The organism is Agromyces sp. Leaf222, from assembly GCF_001421565.1.
Taxonomy (GTDB): domain Bacteria; phylum Actinomycetota; class Actinomycetes; order Actinomycetales; family Microbacteriaceae; genus Agromyces.
In genome coordinates this window covers 57,808-72,175 of sequence record NZ_LMKQ01000004.1, presented here as the reverse complement: position 1 = coordinate 72,175, position 14,368 = coordinate 57,808, and the positions used below count along the sequence as shown (strand labels likewise).

The window sequence follows — 14,368 nt, the reverse complement described above, 5'->3', positions numbered from 1 at the left end:
GTGGGCACGATCGACATCCACACGCATGCCGTGCCCAAGGGCTGGCCCGACCTGTCGACGCAGGTCGGGCCGGGCTCCTGGCCGTGGCTCCGCGTGGACTCCGAGCGCGAGGCCATGATCATGCTCGGCTCGAGCGAGTTCCGCCGCATCGACGAGAGCTGCTGGGACGCCGAGACGCGCCTCGCCGAGATGGACGCCGACGACGTCGACATCCAGGTCGTCTCGCCGACGCCGGTGTTCTTCTCGTACGAGAAGCCGGGCGACCAGGCCGCGAAGGTCGCGCGCATCTTCAACGACCTCACGCTCGAGCTCTGCTCCCCCGCACCCGACCGACTGCTGCCGTTCGCGCAGGTGCCGCTGCAGGACACGGATGCCGCGTGCGCCGAGCTCGATCGCGCGATCGCCGCCGGGCACCGCGGCGTCGAGATCGGCAACCACGTCGGCGACCGCGACCTCGATCACGAGGGCATCGTCACGTTCCTGCAGCACTGCGCGGATCGCGGGGTGCCCGTGCTCGTGCACCCGTGGGACATGCCGGGCTCGCCCCGACTCGACCGGTGGATGGCCCGCTGGCTCACCGGCATGCCCGCCGAGACGCACCTGTCGATCATCGCGATGATCCTCGGCGGCGTCTTCGACCGGGTGCCGCCGACGCTCCGCATCGGCTTCGCCCACGGCGGCGGTTCGTTCGCGTTCTGGCTCGGCCGGTTCGAGAACGCGTGGCACCGCCGGCCCGACCTGGTGGGCGTCAGCGAGCTGCCGCCGTCGGGCTACCTCGACCGTTTCAGCGTCGACTCGGTCGTGTTCGACCCCGCGGCGCTGCGCCTGCTCGTGGACACCCTCGGCGCCGAGCAGGTGATGCTCGGCAGCGACTACCCCTACCCGCTCGGCGAACGGCCCGTCGGCGCCGTGATCGAGCGCGCCGACTTCCTCACCGACGAGCAGAAGGCGGCCATCCGCCACGGCAACGCCCGGCGCTTCCTGGCGCTCTGACCACGCTCTGACCACCTCCCCCGAGCCGCGAAGGACCGACTCCGCCATGAGCATCGCCCCCTCCATCCCCCACGTGATCGACCGTGCGACCTGCACGGCCCTCGACGCCGCCGACCCGCTCGCCGGGTTCCGCGACCTGTTCGACCTGCCCGACGGGGTCGTCTACCTCGACGGCAACTCGCTCGGCGCCCTGCCGCGTGCGACGGCGGCGCACGTGCAGCGCGTGATCACCGAGGAGTGGGGCACCGGGCTGATCCGCAGCTGGAACGACGCCGGCTGGTTCACGAAGCCGCTCGACCTCGGCGACCGCATCGCGCCGCTGATCGGCGCGGCGGCGGGCGAGGTCGTGCTCGGCGACTCGACGTCGTCGAGCCTGTTCCAGGTGGCGGTGGCGGCGGCCCGGCTGCGGCCGGAGCGCCGGGTGATCGTCTCGGAGCGCGGCAACTTCCCGACCGACCTCTACGTGCTCGAGTCGGTGCAGGAGCTGCTCGGCGAGCCCGGCCGGCCGCTCGAGCGCCGCCTGATCGCCGACGACGGACCGACCCTCGACGACGTGCTCGACGCGGACGTCGCGGTCGTCGTGCTCACCCACGTGAACTACCGCACGGGCCGCATGTACGACATGAACGAGGTCACGCGCCGCGTGCACGAGGCCGGCGCGATCATGGTGTGGGACCTCTGCCACAGCGTCGGGGCCGTGCCCGTCGACCTGAACGGCGCCGGCGCGGACTTCGCGATCGGCTGCACGTACAAGTACCTCAACGGCGGCCCGGGCTCGCCGTCGTTCCTCTGGGTCGCCGGGCGGCACCAGGCCGCAGCGCGGCCGGCGATCACCGGCTGGCACGGGCACGCGAAGCCGTTCGACTTCGACGTCGACTACGCACCGGCGCCCGGCGTCACCCGCTTCCGCGTCGGCACGCCCCAGCTGCTCGCGCTGGCGGGCCTCGAGGCCAGCCTCGACATCTGGAGCGGCGTCGACCTCGACCTGCTCAGAGAGAAGAGCCTCCGCCTCACCGAGCTGTTCATCTCGCTCGTCGACTCCCGGCTGGCCCAGTGGGGCGTCGAGGTCGTCACGCCCCGGCAGTCGGCGCGGCGCGGCAGCCAGGTCGCGCTCCGCGCCGGCGACGCCGACGGGTACTCGGTCATGCAGGCGCTCATCGAGCGGGGCGTCATCGGCGACTTCCGCGCGCCCGACCTGATGCGCTTCGGCTTCACGCCGCTCTACACCTCGCATGTCGACGCGTGGGATGCGGTGGCCGCACTCGAGGACATCCTCGCGACCGAGGTCTGGCGCGAGCCGCGCTTCGCACGCCGCGGCACCGTCACCTGAGAGCCCCGGCGGGTCGGTCGGCGCATCGATCGACCCGCCGGTCGGCCGCCCAGCACCCCGCTCGGCCGTGCCGGCGTTCGGCCGACCGCACAAGGCCCGCCTGTACACTCGTGCCTGCATGTTCGACACCGCGTACATGCCGAGCGGAGGGTGGCCACGGTGCAGCCGACGGTGCAGACCCTGCTCGATCGTCCGGAGCTCGCGCTCGGACTCCTCACCCCCGCATCCGCTCTGCCCGACGACGCGCTCGCCGCCCCGGTGGTCTGGGCGCACAGTTCCGACCTCGCCGACCCGGCCCCGTTCCTCGACGCCGGCCAGGTACTGCTCACCACCGGCACGCAGTTCGACCTCGACGAGGCGCGAGCGGATGCCGCGGGCTTCGCCCACGAGTACGTGCGACGCCTGCGCGACCGCGGTGTCGCCGCACTGGGCTTCGGCACCGAGGTGATCCGCGACGGAACGCCGGCGGCACTCGTCGACGCCTGCGTCGAGCTCGGACTGCCGCTGTTCGAGGTGCCCTACCGGGTGCCGTTCATCGCCATCGCCAAGCTCGTGGCCGACCTGCTCGCCGAAGACGCCTACGCGCGACAGGCCTGGGCGCTCTCGGCCCAGCGGGCGATCTCCCGTGCCGCGCTGCGCCCCGACGGCCTCACGGCGACCCTCGGCGAGCTCTCGAAGCGGCTCGGAACGTGGGTCGGACTCGTCGACGCTACCGGTGCGCTCGACCGTGAGGCCCCAGAGGGCGCGCTCAGCCAGCCAGGGCTCGGCGAGGTCGTCGGCGAGGCGCGCTCGATGCTGCGTCGGGGCCAGCGGGCCGGCCGCACCGTGCTCGTCGGCGAGTCGACCGATACCCCGCAGCGCATCACCATGCAGACGCTCGGCTCCGGCGGCGCCCTCCGCGGCGTGCTCGCGGTCGGCGACTCGCCCGAGCTCGACCAGGCCGGCCGCGAGGTCGTCACCGCCGTGATCGCCCTCGCCGGGCTCTCGCTCGAGCAGAACCGCGACCTCGATCGCGCCAGGGGGCACCTGCGCACGGGCCTGCTCCGCAGCCTGCTCGCCGGCGACACCTCGTTGGCCGAACAGGTGTCCTCCGAGATGTGGGGCCAGCTTCCCGAGGCGCCGGTGCGCGTCGCGGTGACGGATGCCGCGGCGCAGGCGCTCGACCGCATGACCGAGCTGCTCGAGCTCCGCGTCGACGAGCGCGGCGGGCGCCTCTTCTTCGCCCGCGACGGCGGGGTCGTCGTGCTCGTGCTCGAGGCCGCGGATTCGGCCATCGCCGACGAGCTCTGCGCCGAGTTCGACCTGCCGGTGGGCGTGTCCGACGCGATGCCGATCGAGAGCCTGGCCGCCGCGCACGAGCAGGCCCTCCGGGCACTCGACCGCGCCCGCGAATCGGGGGCCCGCGACGCTCCGGCCCGCGTCGTCGCGTTCGACGAGATCAGCCGGCAGGGCGTGCTCGCGTTCCTCGCCCGAACGGATGCCAGGGCGGTCGCGGTCGCGACGCTCGCACCGCTCGTGCAGCACGACGCGGCATCCGGAACCGCGCTCGTCGAGACCGTGCGCACCTGGCTCGAGCACGGCGGGCAATTCGATGCGACCGCCCAGCAGCTCGGCGTGCACCGGCACACGGTGCGCAGCCGCATCGCGCTCGCCGAGCGCCTGCTCGAGCGCGACCTCTCGGGCTTCCACGCGCGGGCCGACCTCTGGGCCGCGCTGCTCGCGGTGCAGTAGGCGGCCGCCCGCGGCATCCGCTCGCCCCCGCTCGGACCGACGTCCGCGAATCAGGCGAACGGCCCCGGCTCAGGACGGAACGGGGCCGATCGTCCTGAGCAGCGCGCGTTCGCCTGAACTCACGCCCACCACGACTCAGCCGAGCTGGTCGGCGACGACCCCTCGGTACCAGGCGAAGGAGTCCTTGCGGGTGCGTTCGCCGGTCTCGAAGTCGACGTGCACGAGCCCGAACCGCTGCGTGTACCCCTGCGCCCACTCGAAGTTGTCGATGAGCGACCAGACGAAGTAGCCGCGCACGTCGACCCCGCGCTCGATCGCAGCGTGCACCGCGCGCAGGTGCCCGTCGAGGTAGTCGATGCGCTCGATATCGTGCACGGCGGGCTCGCCGTCGGGGCCCGGAACGACCTCATCGGGATACGAGGCGCCGTTCTCGGTGATGACGACCGGCGGCAGCGCGTCGCCGTAGTCGCGGCGGAGACTCACGAGCAGCTCGGTGAACGCCGCAGGCGCGACCGGCCAGTCGAAGCCCGTGACGGGCGTGCCCGCCGGCGGCCCGACCGGCTCGAACGGCAGTCCGGCGAGCGCGAACTCCGACCCCTCGGCCGGCGCGGCCACGTAGGTGGGGTTGTACGAGTTGAGGCCGTAGAAGTCGAGCGGCGCCGCGATCGTGTCGAGGTCGCCCGGCTCGAGGCCCGGGAACGCGTCGAGCCCGAACGCCGACAGGTCGGGGTACGCCCCGGTGAGCACCGGATCGATGAAGATCCGGTTGTAGACGAGGTCGAAGGCGAAGGCGGCGACCAGATCGGCCGGGCCATCGGAGGCGGGCACGACGAGCGTGTGGTTGTTCGTGATGCCGACCTCGGCGGCGCCCGACGCGGCGCGGATCGCGGCGACCGCGAGCCCGTGCCCGAGCAGCTGGTGGTGCACCGTCGGCAGGGCGCCGAGCATGAGCGTGCGACCCGGCGCCTGGGTGCCGAGCGCGTATCCCTCGAGCGTCGTCATCGCGGGCTCGTTGAGCGTGATCCAGCGTCCGACGCGGTCGCCGAGGCGGTCGAGCACGAGCCCGACGTACTCGGCGTAGCGCTCGGCGGTGTCGCGCACGAGCCACCCGCCGGCGTCTTCGAGCGGCTGCGGAAGGTCCCAGTGGTAGAGCGTCGCGAGGGGCGCGATGCCGGCCTCGGCGAGCGCGTCGACGAACCGCTCGTAATGGTCGAGCCCTGCGGCGTTGGCCGCCCCCGAGCCGCCGGGCTGCACGCGCGGCCACGAGATCGAGAACCGGTAGTCGGTGGCGCCGAGCTCGCCGAGCAGGGCGATGTCGTCGCGCCAGCGGCGGTAGCCGTCGGCCGCCTCCTCGGCGTTCGAGCCGTCGATCACGCGGCCGGGCTCGGCCGTGAACGTGTCCCAGATGCTCGGCCCGCGCCCGTCGGCCGTCGTGGCTCCCTCGATCTGGAACGCGGCCGTGGCAGCGCCCCACCGGAAGCCCCTCGGGAATCGGGGCATGCGTTCGTCGACCACTGGGTACCTCGCCATCGAAGATCCGAAGTGGGTCAGCTGACCCACTTCGGCCACCCTAGCGGTGCGCCCGCCCGTGCGCCACGGAAAGGTAGCGTGGAGCCCATGTTCCACTCCTATGCGGCCATCGGCGACAGCTTCACCGAGGGCGTCGGCGACGAACGGCCCGACGGCAGCGTGCGCGGCTGGGCCGACTTCGTCGCCATGGGCCTCGCCATCGCCGCACGCGAGCCCATCGGCTACGCGAACCTCGCGATCCGCGGCCGCAAGCTCGGACCGATCATCGAAGAGCAGCTCGAGGCGGCCATCGCGCTCAAGCCCGAGCTGCTGAGCTTCAACGGCGGCGGCAACGACATGCTGCGCCCCCGCATGGACGAGCAGGTCACCGCTGAACGCTTCCGCCAGGCGATCCACCGCATCCGCGACGAGGGCATCCACGTGCTGATGCTGAGCGGCGCGAACCCGACCGAGCACCTGCCGCTCGGCAAGGTCTTCGACGCCCGCGGCGCACGGCTGACGACCGCGCTCATCGACCTCGCCGACGTGCCGGGTGTCACGTTCGTCGACAACTTCAACGACCGGGGCCTGCGCGACATCCGCTACTGGTCGGCCGACAAGCTGCACCTGAACTCGCTCGGGCACGCGCGCGTCGCGAGCAACGTGCTCACCGCGATCGGCGTGCCGGTGCCCGAGGAGTGGGGCGTGGCCGAGGTCGCCGCGGCCCCCGCGGGTGCTCGCAGCCGCAACACGGCCGCGTACTACCGCGAGTTCGTGCTGCCGTGGATCGGCCGCCGCCTCACCGGTCGCTCGTCGGGCGACGGCCGCACCGCCAAGCGCGCGACGCTCGAGCCCCTCACGCCCGACGCCGCGCACTGACCGGTCAGGAGCCCTCGCGCACCGCCTGCACGAAGCCGGCGACGTGCTCGCGCAGCGCCTCGATGCGATGGAGCCTCGCGGCCTCGACGTCGAACCCGAGGTACGCCACCGGCGGCAGGCGCCGCACGTTGCGCGAGCACTCGAAGCCCGCGCACGCGAGGATGCCCACCGTGTCGCCGTTGCGGCCCGCCGCGCCGGAGCGCTTCGCCGTGTAGAACACGACGTCGTTCGGCAGGGTCACGTCCTCGCACCACGAGCACTGCGGGCGCGTGCGGATGCGGCCCTCGGCCTGGCGCAGCACGACGCCGACGAGGCCGCCCTCGGTCTCGATCACGACGTAGCCGACCTTCGGCAGCTTGGGGTCGCGCCAGCCGAGGACGTCGAACGCATCCCACTGGAGGGTCGCGAAGTCGGCGGGCAGGGTCACCGCGGCGCGTTCGCGCTGCGAGGCGTTGATGAATGAGGCGCGGATGCGCGCGCCGTCGATGGGCAGCATGATGTCGAGTCCTTCGTCGTGCCCGGTCGCTCGCGCGGCCGGGCGTGATGGTTCTGTTCCGGGTGGAGGTGCCCCGAGCGGCGAGCGCGGCTCAGGGATCCGCTCGCGCCGAGGCGCGCGCGATCACGGGCGCGACGGCCCTCTCCTGTCGGCATCGAGAACGCCGACGACCTCCAGACGCCCGACGGGCATGGGGAACGGAACGGTCTGACTCACAAGCGCCGAGTGTACACAGCGGGCCTGAGCGGCACGCGTGAGCTACCTGCGCATCGACCACTCGAGCCCGGTCGAGTCCGCCGTCCAGGCGAACTCGACGCCGTCGCCCGGCCCGACCCCCACCGGCCTGGCCAGGTCGCGCAGCTGCTCGTACCTCACGACCTGACGGATGCCGGAGCGCGCGAAGTCCGACTCCGCGACGCAGGTGGTGCCCGATCCGTTCCAGTTCTCGCGCTGCAGCGTCAGGCAGACGTCGCCCCGGTCGCGGAACACCCAGGCGCGGTAGCCCACCTCGGTGCCGATGTACCTCACCGAGGCGAGCGATGCGGGGGTCAGGATGTCGTCGTTGCCCGGCATCAGCGCCTGCGACGGATCCGGCGCACGATCGAAGACCTCCAGGCCCCTCGGCGGTTCGGAGAGCGCTCGCAGCGGACCGAGCGCGGCGACCACGGCGATGGCGGCCGCCACCGCGACCATGACGAGGACGCGACGACGCGTGCCGGGCGGGGCGCCGGGCGGGGCCGGGTCGCGCAGAGCCTGGTCGGGCACAGCCGGGTCGGGCACAGCCGGATCGACCTGCGGGTGCTGCCCGATCTGCTCCACCTGCTCGATCACGGCGAGACCGCCGGCGCGCAGGGGGTCGGCGGTCGGCGAGGCGATCGGCCCCGACCCCGAGATCGGATCCGAACCCGGCCCGGGGGTCGGATCCGAACCGGAGCGCAGCTGCGCCTCCACCGTCTCGAGTTCCGCGGCGGCGGCGCTCAGGTGCCCGCCGGGCGTGCCGTAGACGATGCGACGAAGGGCCGCCGCCCTGGCCTCGAGCTCGGACCGTTCGGAAGACGTCATCGTCATCCTTCCCCTCAGGCTCGATCAGTCGGTCGCGACCACGTTCGCGACGAAGGCGCGGGTGCGACGGGCGAGGCCCTCGATGCTCTCGAGCTCGCGCAGGCTCGGCATGACCTCGGACGGCGCCGCGGGCCGGCCGAGGCGCACGGTGTCCTGGCACGCGAGGTCGGTGCACATGTAGACGCCGACGCTGTCGCCGCGTTCACCGGCGGCGCCGGCCTTGCGCGCCGAGACCATCGCGACCTGGTCGGCCGGCTGCTGGGTGTGGCAGAGGTTGCAGATCGCCGCGCGATGGTGCGATCCGCCCGGCGAGGGGGTGCGCAGCACGACGCCGACCGGCGAGCCGTCGAGCTCGGTCACGAGGTAGCCGCGCCCGCTGATGCGGGGGTCGCGCCACGCGAAGGCGTCGAGGTGCGCCCACTCGGTCACGAAGAACGACACCGGCAGCGACAGTTGTGCGAGCTCCCCCGGGGAGGCGTTGCGCAGTGCGCCGCGCACCTCGGCCTCGGTCAGCGCCTGCATCCGTCTCCCCCGTGAACGTCTCGTGTTCGTCGAACCCGTCCAGTCTACGAAGGCCGACGGCGAACGGGCCCGTGCAGCGGAGCGGATCAGCCGATCGTGGCCACGACCTCCTGCACGCGGGTGCGCAGCGATGCGGAGATGGGCGAGGAGCCCGCTCCGTCGGCCGCGGCATCCTGCCCGGCCTCGCTCGCGACCCAGGCCAGGTAGGCGGCGACGAGCTCGCCCTCGCCGGCGTCGAGGTAGGCGCGGCACGCGATCACGTAGCTCACGAGCACGAGCGGATACGCGCCCGCGGCATCCGTCGACCGGTCGATGTCGATGACGAGGTCGTCGTCGGCACGGCCGGGCTGCATGGGCGAGACGTCGAGGATCGCCGCCGCCGCCTCGGGCGTCGGCGTGACGAAGTCGTCGCCCACCGCGAGCTGTGCGACGCCCATGTCCGTTGCGCGCGAGGCGTCGAGGTAGCCGATGACGTTGACGCCGTCGCGGATCACCGAGGCGATGCCCGAGCTGCCCTGCGCGGCCTCGCCCTCGTAGGGGAACGTGCCCGACGGCTCGTTCGGCCACTCGGCGGGCGCGGCCTCGTGCAGGTAGTCGGTGAAGTTCTCGGTCGTGCCCGAGTCGTCGGATCGGTGCACGGCCGTGATGCGCGCGTCGGGCAGTGCCGCATCTGGGTTCAGGGCGACGAGCGCGGGGTCGTTCCAGCGGTCGATTTCGCCGCTGAAGATCCGGGCGACGGATGCCGCGTCGAGGCGCAGCTCGTCGACGCCGGCGATGTTGAACGCGAGCGCGATCGGCGAGACGTAGAGCGGCAGGTCGACCGCGCCCGCACCGTCGACGCACCGGCCGATGTCGCCGGTCGTCTGGTCGGGATCGAGCGCCGCATCGCTGCCCGCCCACCCCACCGCTCCCGTGAGGAACTGGTCGCGGCCTGCACCGGATCCGGCAGGGTCGTAGTTGACCGTCGCGCTGCCGTTCGCGGTCTGGAAGCCGGCGATCCAGACCTCCTGCGCCGCCGCCTGCGCCGAGGACCCGGCGCCGTCGATCGTGCCGGAGAGCTCGCTCGGCTGCTGGTCCTGCTCGTTCACGGCGCAGCCGCTCAACAGGGCGAGGGCGATGAACGCGCCGAGCCCCCCGGTGATCTTCGCCGCACGCATACCGCCCATCGTATTGACGGCAGCCTGCGAAGGCGCGGGGCGCGTCGGCGCGCGGCGCCTCAGTCGAACGAGGCGCCTCAGTCGGCGCGGGGCCTCAGTCGAACGAGGCGCGCGGCCGGTCGTCGGTCACGGGACACCAGCCGTCGGGCGTGCGCGAGTACTCGTGCGCGGGGCCGTCGGTCACGAGCAGGCCGAGCGCCGCGATGAAGCGGTCGACGTCGTCGATGGTGGATCCGGCGCCGAGGCTGGCGCGGAGCCCGTTCGAGCGCGACGAGACGCGGTCGAAGAACGGGTGCGCGCAGAAGCGGCCGGCGCGCACCGAGATGCCGTGCTCGGCGCCGAGGGCGGCGGCGACGAGGCCGACCGACCCGCGGTCGAGCTCGACGGTCGCGATGGCGAGCCGGTCGGTCGCGTCGTCGAATCCGCGGATGACGCGCACGCCGGGCAGCGACGCGAGGCCGTCGTGCAGGCGGGCGGTGAGCCCGGCCTCGTGCGCCTCGCGTTCGGCGTCGCCGAGGCGTTCGAGCTCGACGAGCGCACGGGCGAGTGCGGCGATGCCGACGACGTTCGGTGTGCCGGCCTCGTGGCGGTCGGGGCCGGTCCGCCACTCGACGCGATCGACGGCGACGTTCTCGACCGCGCCGCCGCCGGCGAGGAACGGCGGGGCGGCGTCGAGCCAGTCGGCCCGGCCGATGAGCGCGCCGGCGCCGAAGGGCGCGTACGCCTTGTGGCCAGAGAACGCGACGAAGTCGAGGTCGGATGCCGCGACGTCGATGCGCCGGTGCGGCAGCAGCTGGGCGGCGTCGACGGCGATGCGGGCGCCGTGCGCGTGCGCGATGCGTGCGAGCTCGGCGATCGGCAGCACCTCGCCCGTGACGTTGGAGGCACCCGTCACCGAGAGCAGCGCCGCCGGGCGCGCGGCGAGCTCGGTCTCGAGCGCGACGAGCGTCTCGGCGATGCTCGCGCGGGCGACGACGACGCGTCGGTTTCGCCACGGCAGCAGGTTCGCGTGGTGCTCGATGTCGAGCACCACGGTGTCGCCGGGCACGGCGGTCGCGAGCAGGTTGAGCGCCTCGGTCGTGTTGCGGGTGAACACGACGAGGTCGCCGTCGCGGGCGCCGACGTGGCGGGCGACGCTCACGCGGGCGTCTTCGACGAGCGCGGTCGCGGCCTGCGACGGGTAGCCGCTGCCGCGGTGCACGCTCGAGTAGTACGGCAGCACCCTCGTGACGTGGGCTGCGACGGCCTGCAGTGCGGGTGCGGATGCCGCGACGTCGAGGTTCACGTGCCGCACCGTTGCTCCGCCGAGCACGGGCACCTCGAGGCCGGCGTCGGTCAGTTGCGCGAGCGGCGAGGCGCCGTCGGGGATCGGGCCGGCCGCGGCATCCGTGCGCACCGATCGCACGTCGGTGCGTGCTGCGGTGTCGATCACGCCGGCTCCAATCGCGGGTCAGGCGTCGAACCTACGACCGACGCGGCGGGGCCGACAACCGTCGGGCGTCGCACGTGGTCATCGGGTGCAACATTCGGTCACGAACCCGCGGCAGGCTGGTCTCGATACGGCGCTTCGCGCCTACTCGACCGGCGCGACCCGACCGCCGGTCGAGAAGCACGAGCGCCTATCGAGACCCCCGCCGGTCGAGTAGCGCGAAGCGCGTATCGAGACCCGTCACCGACCGTTCAGATGTGGGCGCCCGCGTAGCTCGGCTGCGCGAAGCTGCTCTCTGGCCGCGTCAGCCCGAGGTGCTCGCGCAGCGTCTCGCCCTCGTAGGCCGGCGGCAGTACGCCGCGACGCACGAGCTCGGGCGCGACGAGGGTCGTGAACGCCTCGAACTGCGACGGCTGCACCGCGGAGAGCACGTTGAACCCGTCGACTGCTCCGGCCTCGCCCCAGGTCTCGAACTCGCCGGCGATGTCGTCGGCCGTGCCCACGATGATCGGGGCGTTCACGGCCGCGGCGACGACGAGGTGCCGCAGGGTCGGCGGCCGGGTGCCGCCCGGCGTGCGCCCGGTTCGCTCGGCGACGATCTCGACGAGCTGCTGCCCCGCTGCGCCGAACTGCGCCGCGATGGCGGGGGTCACCGCGAGGTCGGGCGAGCGGCCCGTGAGGTCGACGCCGACGAGCGGCGACAGGCTCGCGAGCGAGCGCGACGCCGGGAACCCCGGCGGCGGGCCGTCGGGCCAGTCCTCGACGATCTGCATGAGCTCCGAGAGCTCGTCGGCGAGCTGCTGCGCATCGGCGCGGGTCTCGCCGACGATCGGCAGCACGGGTGCGATGACCTTCAAGGTGCGGTCGTCTCGCCCGGACTCGAACGCGAGGGCGCGCAGCTCCTCGCGCACCGAGACGGCGTGCGCGAGGTCGTTCGCGGCGACGAGGGCGAGGTCGGCGCTCTGCGCGGCGATGAGCTGCGAGCGCGGCGAGGCGCCCGAGCGCACGATCGGCAGGTGTCCCTGCACGGGCCGCAGCACGTTCAACGGTCCGGCGGAGCGCACGTGCTGGCCGCGGAAGCCGGTCTCGTGCAGGCTGCCGGGGGCGAGGAACCGGCCCGTCGCGGCATCCGCCACGATCGCGTCGTCGTCGAAGGAGTCCCAGAGGCGGCGCAGCACCGCCTCGAACTCGACCGCCCGGTCGTAGCGGCTCGGATTCGCGCGGTCGAAGTCGACCCCGTGGTTCGCCGCCGCACGCGGATCGGCCGAGGTCACGAGGTTGAGCCCGGCACGCCCGCCCGAGAGCAGGTCGATCGAGGCCGTCGCCCGCGCGACCGTGTACGGGTCGGCGTAGGTCGAGTCGACCGTCGCGATGAGCCCGATGCGGTCGGTCACCGCCGCCAGGTGCGAGATCGTCGAGAGCGGGTCGATGCGGGCCACGAGGTAGGGGTCGTGGTGCTCGAGGTCGTGGCCCGTCGCGAGCCAGTCGCCGAAGAAGAGGTAGTCGAGACGGGCCTCCTCGGCGAGCCGCGCGGTCAGGCGCAGCACGCCGGCGTCGTGGCGCGGGTCGCGGTGCGCACCCGGATAGCGCCAGCCCGACGGGTAGGCGCCGATCGCGCGCACCATCGCGCCGATGATGAGTCTGGTCATCGTCGTTCCCCTCGTCGCGGTGTCGTGTTCGGCATGGCTCGACGCTAGGTGGAGCGGGGCGGATGTCGCGAGCACCGCCGACGCGGTCGGTAAGCGGACGCAACAGGCCGACGCATTGCGCCGCATGACGACACGTCGGGCGGTGGCCGCCCGCGCCGCCCGCCGCCCGAGGCGCTCAGGCGAGCCGCAGAAGACGCTCCGTGACGCGGGCCGAGAACGCGAGCGCCTCGACCGGGATGTGCTCGTCGGCCGTGTGGAACTGCCCGAAGACGTCGAACTCGTCTGGCACCCGCAGCGGCACGAAGCCGTATCCCGAGATGCCGAGCCTCGACAGGTGCTTGTTGTCGGTGCTCGCCGGCAGCAGGTACGGCACCACGAGCCCCTCGGGGTCGTCGGCCTCGATCGCGCGTTGCATGGCCGCGACGATCGGCGCGTCGACAGGCGATGCGATGGGCGGGATCCACCTGCCGACCTCGACCTCGACGTCGTCGCCGACGACGGCGCGCAGCTCGTCGACGAAGGACTCCTCGTGGCCGGGCAGCACGCGCACGTCGAGGCTCGCCGTCGCGACGCCGGGGATGACGTTGGTCTTGGCTCCGGCCTCGAGCACCGTCGGCGACGCCGTGTCGCGGGCGCCGGCACTCACGAGGGACCCCGTGAAGCCGAGCGCGGCGAGGTCGGCCTCGATGTCGGCCGCGGCATCCGGGAACGCGAGACCGCGCGCCTCGCCGAAGGTGTGCAGGAACGTCTCGAGTGCCGGCGTGCGCGTGAACGGGAACCGGTGCCCGCCGATCGCGGTGACGGCCTGCGCGATGCGCACCACGGCGTTGTCGGGAGTCGGGCGCGATCCGTGGCCGGGGCGCCCGCGCGCCGTGATGCGCGCCGACCCGACGCCCTTCTCGGCGGTGGCCACGAGGTACGCCCGCCGTGGCCGTGCGGCCGGGCCCGCGGCATCCGGAGCCCCCGGCGCGCCTGGCGCCGTGCCGGCCTGCGGGATCGGCACCGAGAACCCGCCCACCTCGCTGAGCGCCTCGGTGGCGCCTGCGAACAGGTCGGGCCGGTGCTCGACGAGCCACTTCGCACCCCAGGTGCCGCCCGCCTCCTCGTCGGCGAAGAACGCGAAGACGAGGTCCCGCGACGGCACGACCCCCTCGCGGGCGAACGCGCGGGCCACCGCCAGGAGCACGCCGGCGAAGTTCTTCATGTCGACGGCGCCCCGGCCGTACAGCTCGCCGTCGTGGATCTCGGCCCCGAACGGCGGATGCCGCCAGTCCTGCCCCTCGACCGGCACCACGTCGAGGTGGGCATGCACCACGAGCGCGCCACGCTCGGGCTCGCCGCCGTCGGGGCCCGCGCCCCGCAGCCTGGCCACGACGTTGCCGCGGCCCGGCGTGGACTCGATGAGCTCGCTGTCGAGCCCGGCCTCGGCGAGCGCCGCCTGCACGAGCCGGGCGGCCCGCGTCTCACCGTCGCCGATGGTGCGCGGGTCGCCCGTGTTGACGCTGTCGATGCGGATCAGCTCGCGGATGTAGTGCAGCGCCTCGCGCTCGAGCAGCGTTCCGCCCGCAGGCGCTTCGCTCGTCGTCTCGCTCACCGTCCCAGTCAACAGCG

12 protein-coding genes are annotated in these 14,368 nt (G+C 73.4%); 4 read left to right on the top strand and 8 right to left on the bottom strand.

Annotated elements, in window-relative coordinates:
- The 3 genes from ASE68_RS18915 to ASE68_RS18905 all read left to right on the top strand — a co-directional run bounded on the left by ASE68_RS18915 (position 1) and on the right by ASE68_RS18905 (position 4,054).
- On the top strand, positions 1–993 hold the full coding sequence (locus tag ASE68_RS18915) for an amidohydrolase family protein (RefSeq protein ID WP_055863159.1): 993 nt from the start codon (positions 1–3) through the stop codon (positions 991–993).
- Positions 994–1,039: 46 nt separating this feature from the next.
- Positions 1,040–2,323 (top strand): kynureninase, encoded by a 1,284-nt coding sequence (gene kynU, locus ASE68_RS18910; protein ID WP_055863157.1) that lies wholly within the window; start codon positions 1,040–1,042, stop codon positions 2,321–2,323.
- A gap of 159 nt (positions 2,324–2,482) precedes the next feature.
- A complete protein-coding gene (locus tag ASE68_RS18905; protein WP_082462554.1) occupies positions 2,483–4,054 on the top strand; it encodes a PucR family transcriptional regulator in 1,572 nt (523 codons plus the stop codon).
- 135 nt (positions 4,055–4,189) lie between these two features.
- Here ASE68_RS18905 and ASE68_RS18900 read toward each other — a convergent pair whose 3' ends face one another.
- Positions 4,190–5,584: a GH1 family beta-glucosidase gene (locus ASE68_RS18900; protein WP_200921795.1), complete on the bottom strand. Its 1,395-nt coding sequence runs from the start codon at positions 5,582–5,584 to the stop codon at positions 4,190–4,192.
- An 87-nt stretch (positions 5,585–5,671) separates the two neighbouring features.
- On the opposite strand from ASE68_RS18900, the gene ASE68_RS18895 reads away from it, so the two are divergent.
- Positions 5,672–6,442 carry an SGNH/GDSL hydrolase family protein gene (locus ASE68_RS18895; RefSeq protein WP_055863153.1) on the top strand — a complete coding sequence of 257 codons (771 nt, stop codon included), beginning with the start codon at positions 5,672–5,674 and terminating at the stop codon, positions 6,440–6,442.
- A 4-nt stretch (positions 6,443–6,446) separates the two neighbouring features.
- On the opposite strand, the gene ASE68_RS18890 is transcribed toward ASE68_RS18895, so the two are convergent.
- The 7 genes from ASE68_RS18890 to ASE68_RS18860 all read right to left on the bottom strand — a co-directional run bounded on the left by ASE68_RS18890 (position 6,447) and on the right by ASE68_RS18860 (position 14,351).
- On the bottom strand, positions 6,447–6,938 hold the full coding sequence (locus ASE68_RS18890) for an FBP domain-containing protein (RefSeq protein WP_055863151.1): 492 nt from the start codon (positions 6,936–6,938) through the stop codon (positions 6,447–6,449).
- 258 nt (positions 6,939–7,196) lie between these two features.
- Positions 7,197–8,000 carry a hypothetical protein gene (locus tag ASE68_RS18885; protein ID WP_157421770.1) on the bottom strand — a complete coding sequence of 268 codons (804 nt, stop codon included), beginning with the start codon at positions 7,998–8,000 and terminating at the stop codon, positions 7,197–7,199.
- 24 nt (positions 8,001–8,024) lie between these two features.
- The gene (locus ASE68_RS18880; RefSeq protein ID WP_055863146.1) at positions 8,025–8,522 is read right to left on the bottom strand and encodes an FBP domain-containing protein; all 498 of its coding nucleotides are present in this window, start codon (positions 8,520–8,522) and stop codon (positions 8,025–8,027) included.
- A gap of 86 nt (positions 8,523–8,608) precedes the next feature.
- Complete coding sequence (locus tag ASE68_RS18875; protein ID WP_055863144.1) at positions 8,609–9,679, bottom strand: phosphate ABC transporter substrate-binding protein PstS; 1,071 nt, start codon at positions 9,677–9,679, stop codon at positions 8,609–8,611.
- Positions 9,680–9,773: 94 nt separating this feature from the next.
- Positions 9,774–11,111 carry an aminotransferase class V-fold PLP-dependent enzyme gene (locus ASE68_RS18870; protein WP_200921794.1) on the bottom strand — a complete coding sequence of 446 codons (1,338 nt, stop codon included), beginning with the start codon at positions 11,109–11,111 and terminating at the stop codon, positions 9,774–9,776.
- A 248-nt stretch (positions 11,112–11,359) separates the two neighbouring features.
- On the bottom strand, positions 11,360–12,757 hold the full coding sequence (locus tag ASE68_RS18865) for an NtaA/DmoA family FMN-dependent monooxygenase (RefSeq protein WP_055863142.1): 1,398 nt from the start codon (positions 12,755–12,757) through the stop codon (positions 11,360–11,362).
- Positions 12,758–12,932: 175 nt separating this feature from the next.
- On the bottom strand, positions 12,933–14,351 hold the full coding sequence (locus ASE68_RS18860) for a M20/M25/M40 family metallo-hydrolase (RefSeq protein ID WP_235481281.1): 1,419 nt from the start codon (positions 14,349–14,351) through the stop codon (positions 12,933–12,935).
- Between the last annotated feature and the right edge of the window lie 17 nt (positions 14,352–14,368).

Coding starts and splice junctions, on each gene's coding strand:
- ASE68_RS18885 (WP_157421770.1), bottom strand. CDS start 8,000: ATGACGTCTTCCGAACGGTCCGAGCTCGAGGCCAGGGCGGCGGCCCTT.
- ASE68_RS18890 (WP_055863151.1), bottom strand. CDS start 6,938: ATGCTGCCCATCGACGGCGCGCGCATCCGCGCCTCATTCATCAACGCC.
- ASE68_RS18875 (WP_055863144.1), bottom strand. CDS start 9,679: ATGCGTGCGGCGAAGATCACCGGGGGGCTCGGCGCGTTCATCGCCCTC.
- ASE68_RS18900 (WP_200921795.1), bottom strand. CDS start 5,584: ATGGCGAGGTACCCAGTGGTCGACGAACGCATGCCCCGATTCCCGAGG.
- ASE68_RS18865 (WP_055863142.1), bottom strand. CDS start 12,757: ATGACCAGACTCATCATCGGCGCGATGGTGCGCGCGATCGGCGCCTAC.
- ASE68_RS18895 (WP_055863153.1), top strand. CDS start 5,672: ATGTTCCACTCCTATGCGGCCATCGGCGACAGCTTCACCGAGGGCGTC.
- ASE68_RS18880 (WP_055863146.1), bottom strand. CDS start 8,522: ATGCAGGCGCTGACCGAGGCCGAGGTGCGCGGCGCACTGCGCAACGCC.
- kynU (WP_055863157.1), top strand. CDS start 1,040: ATGAGCATCGCCCCCTCCATCCCCCACGTGATCGACCGTGCGACCTGC.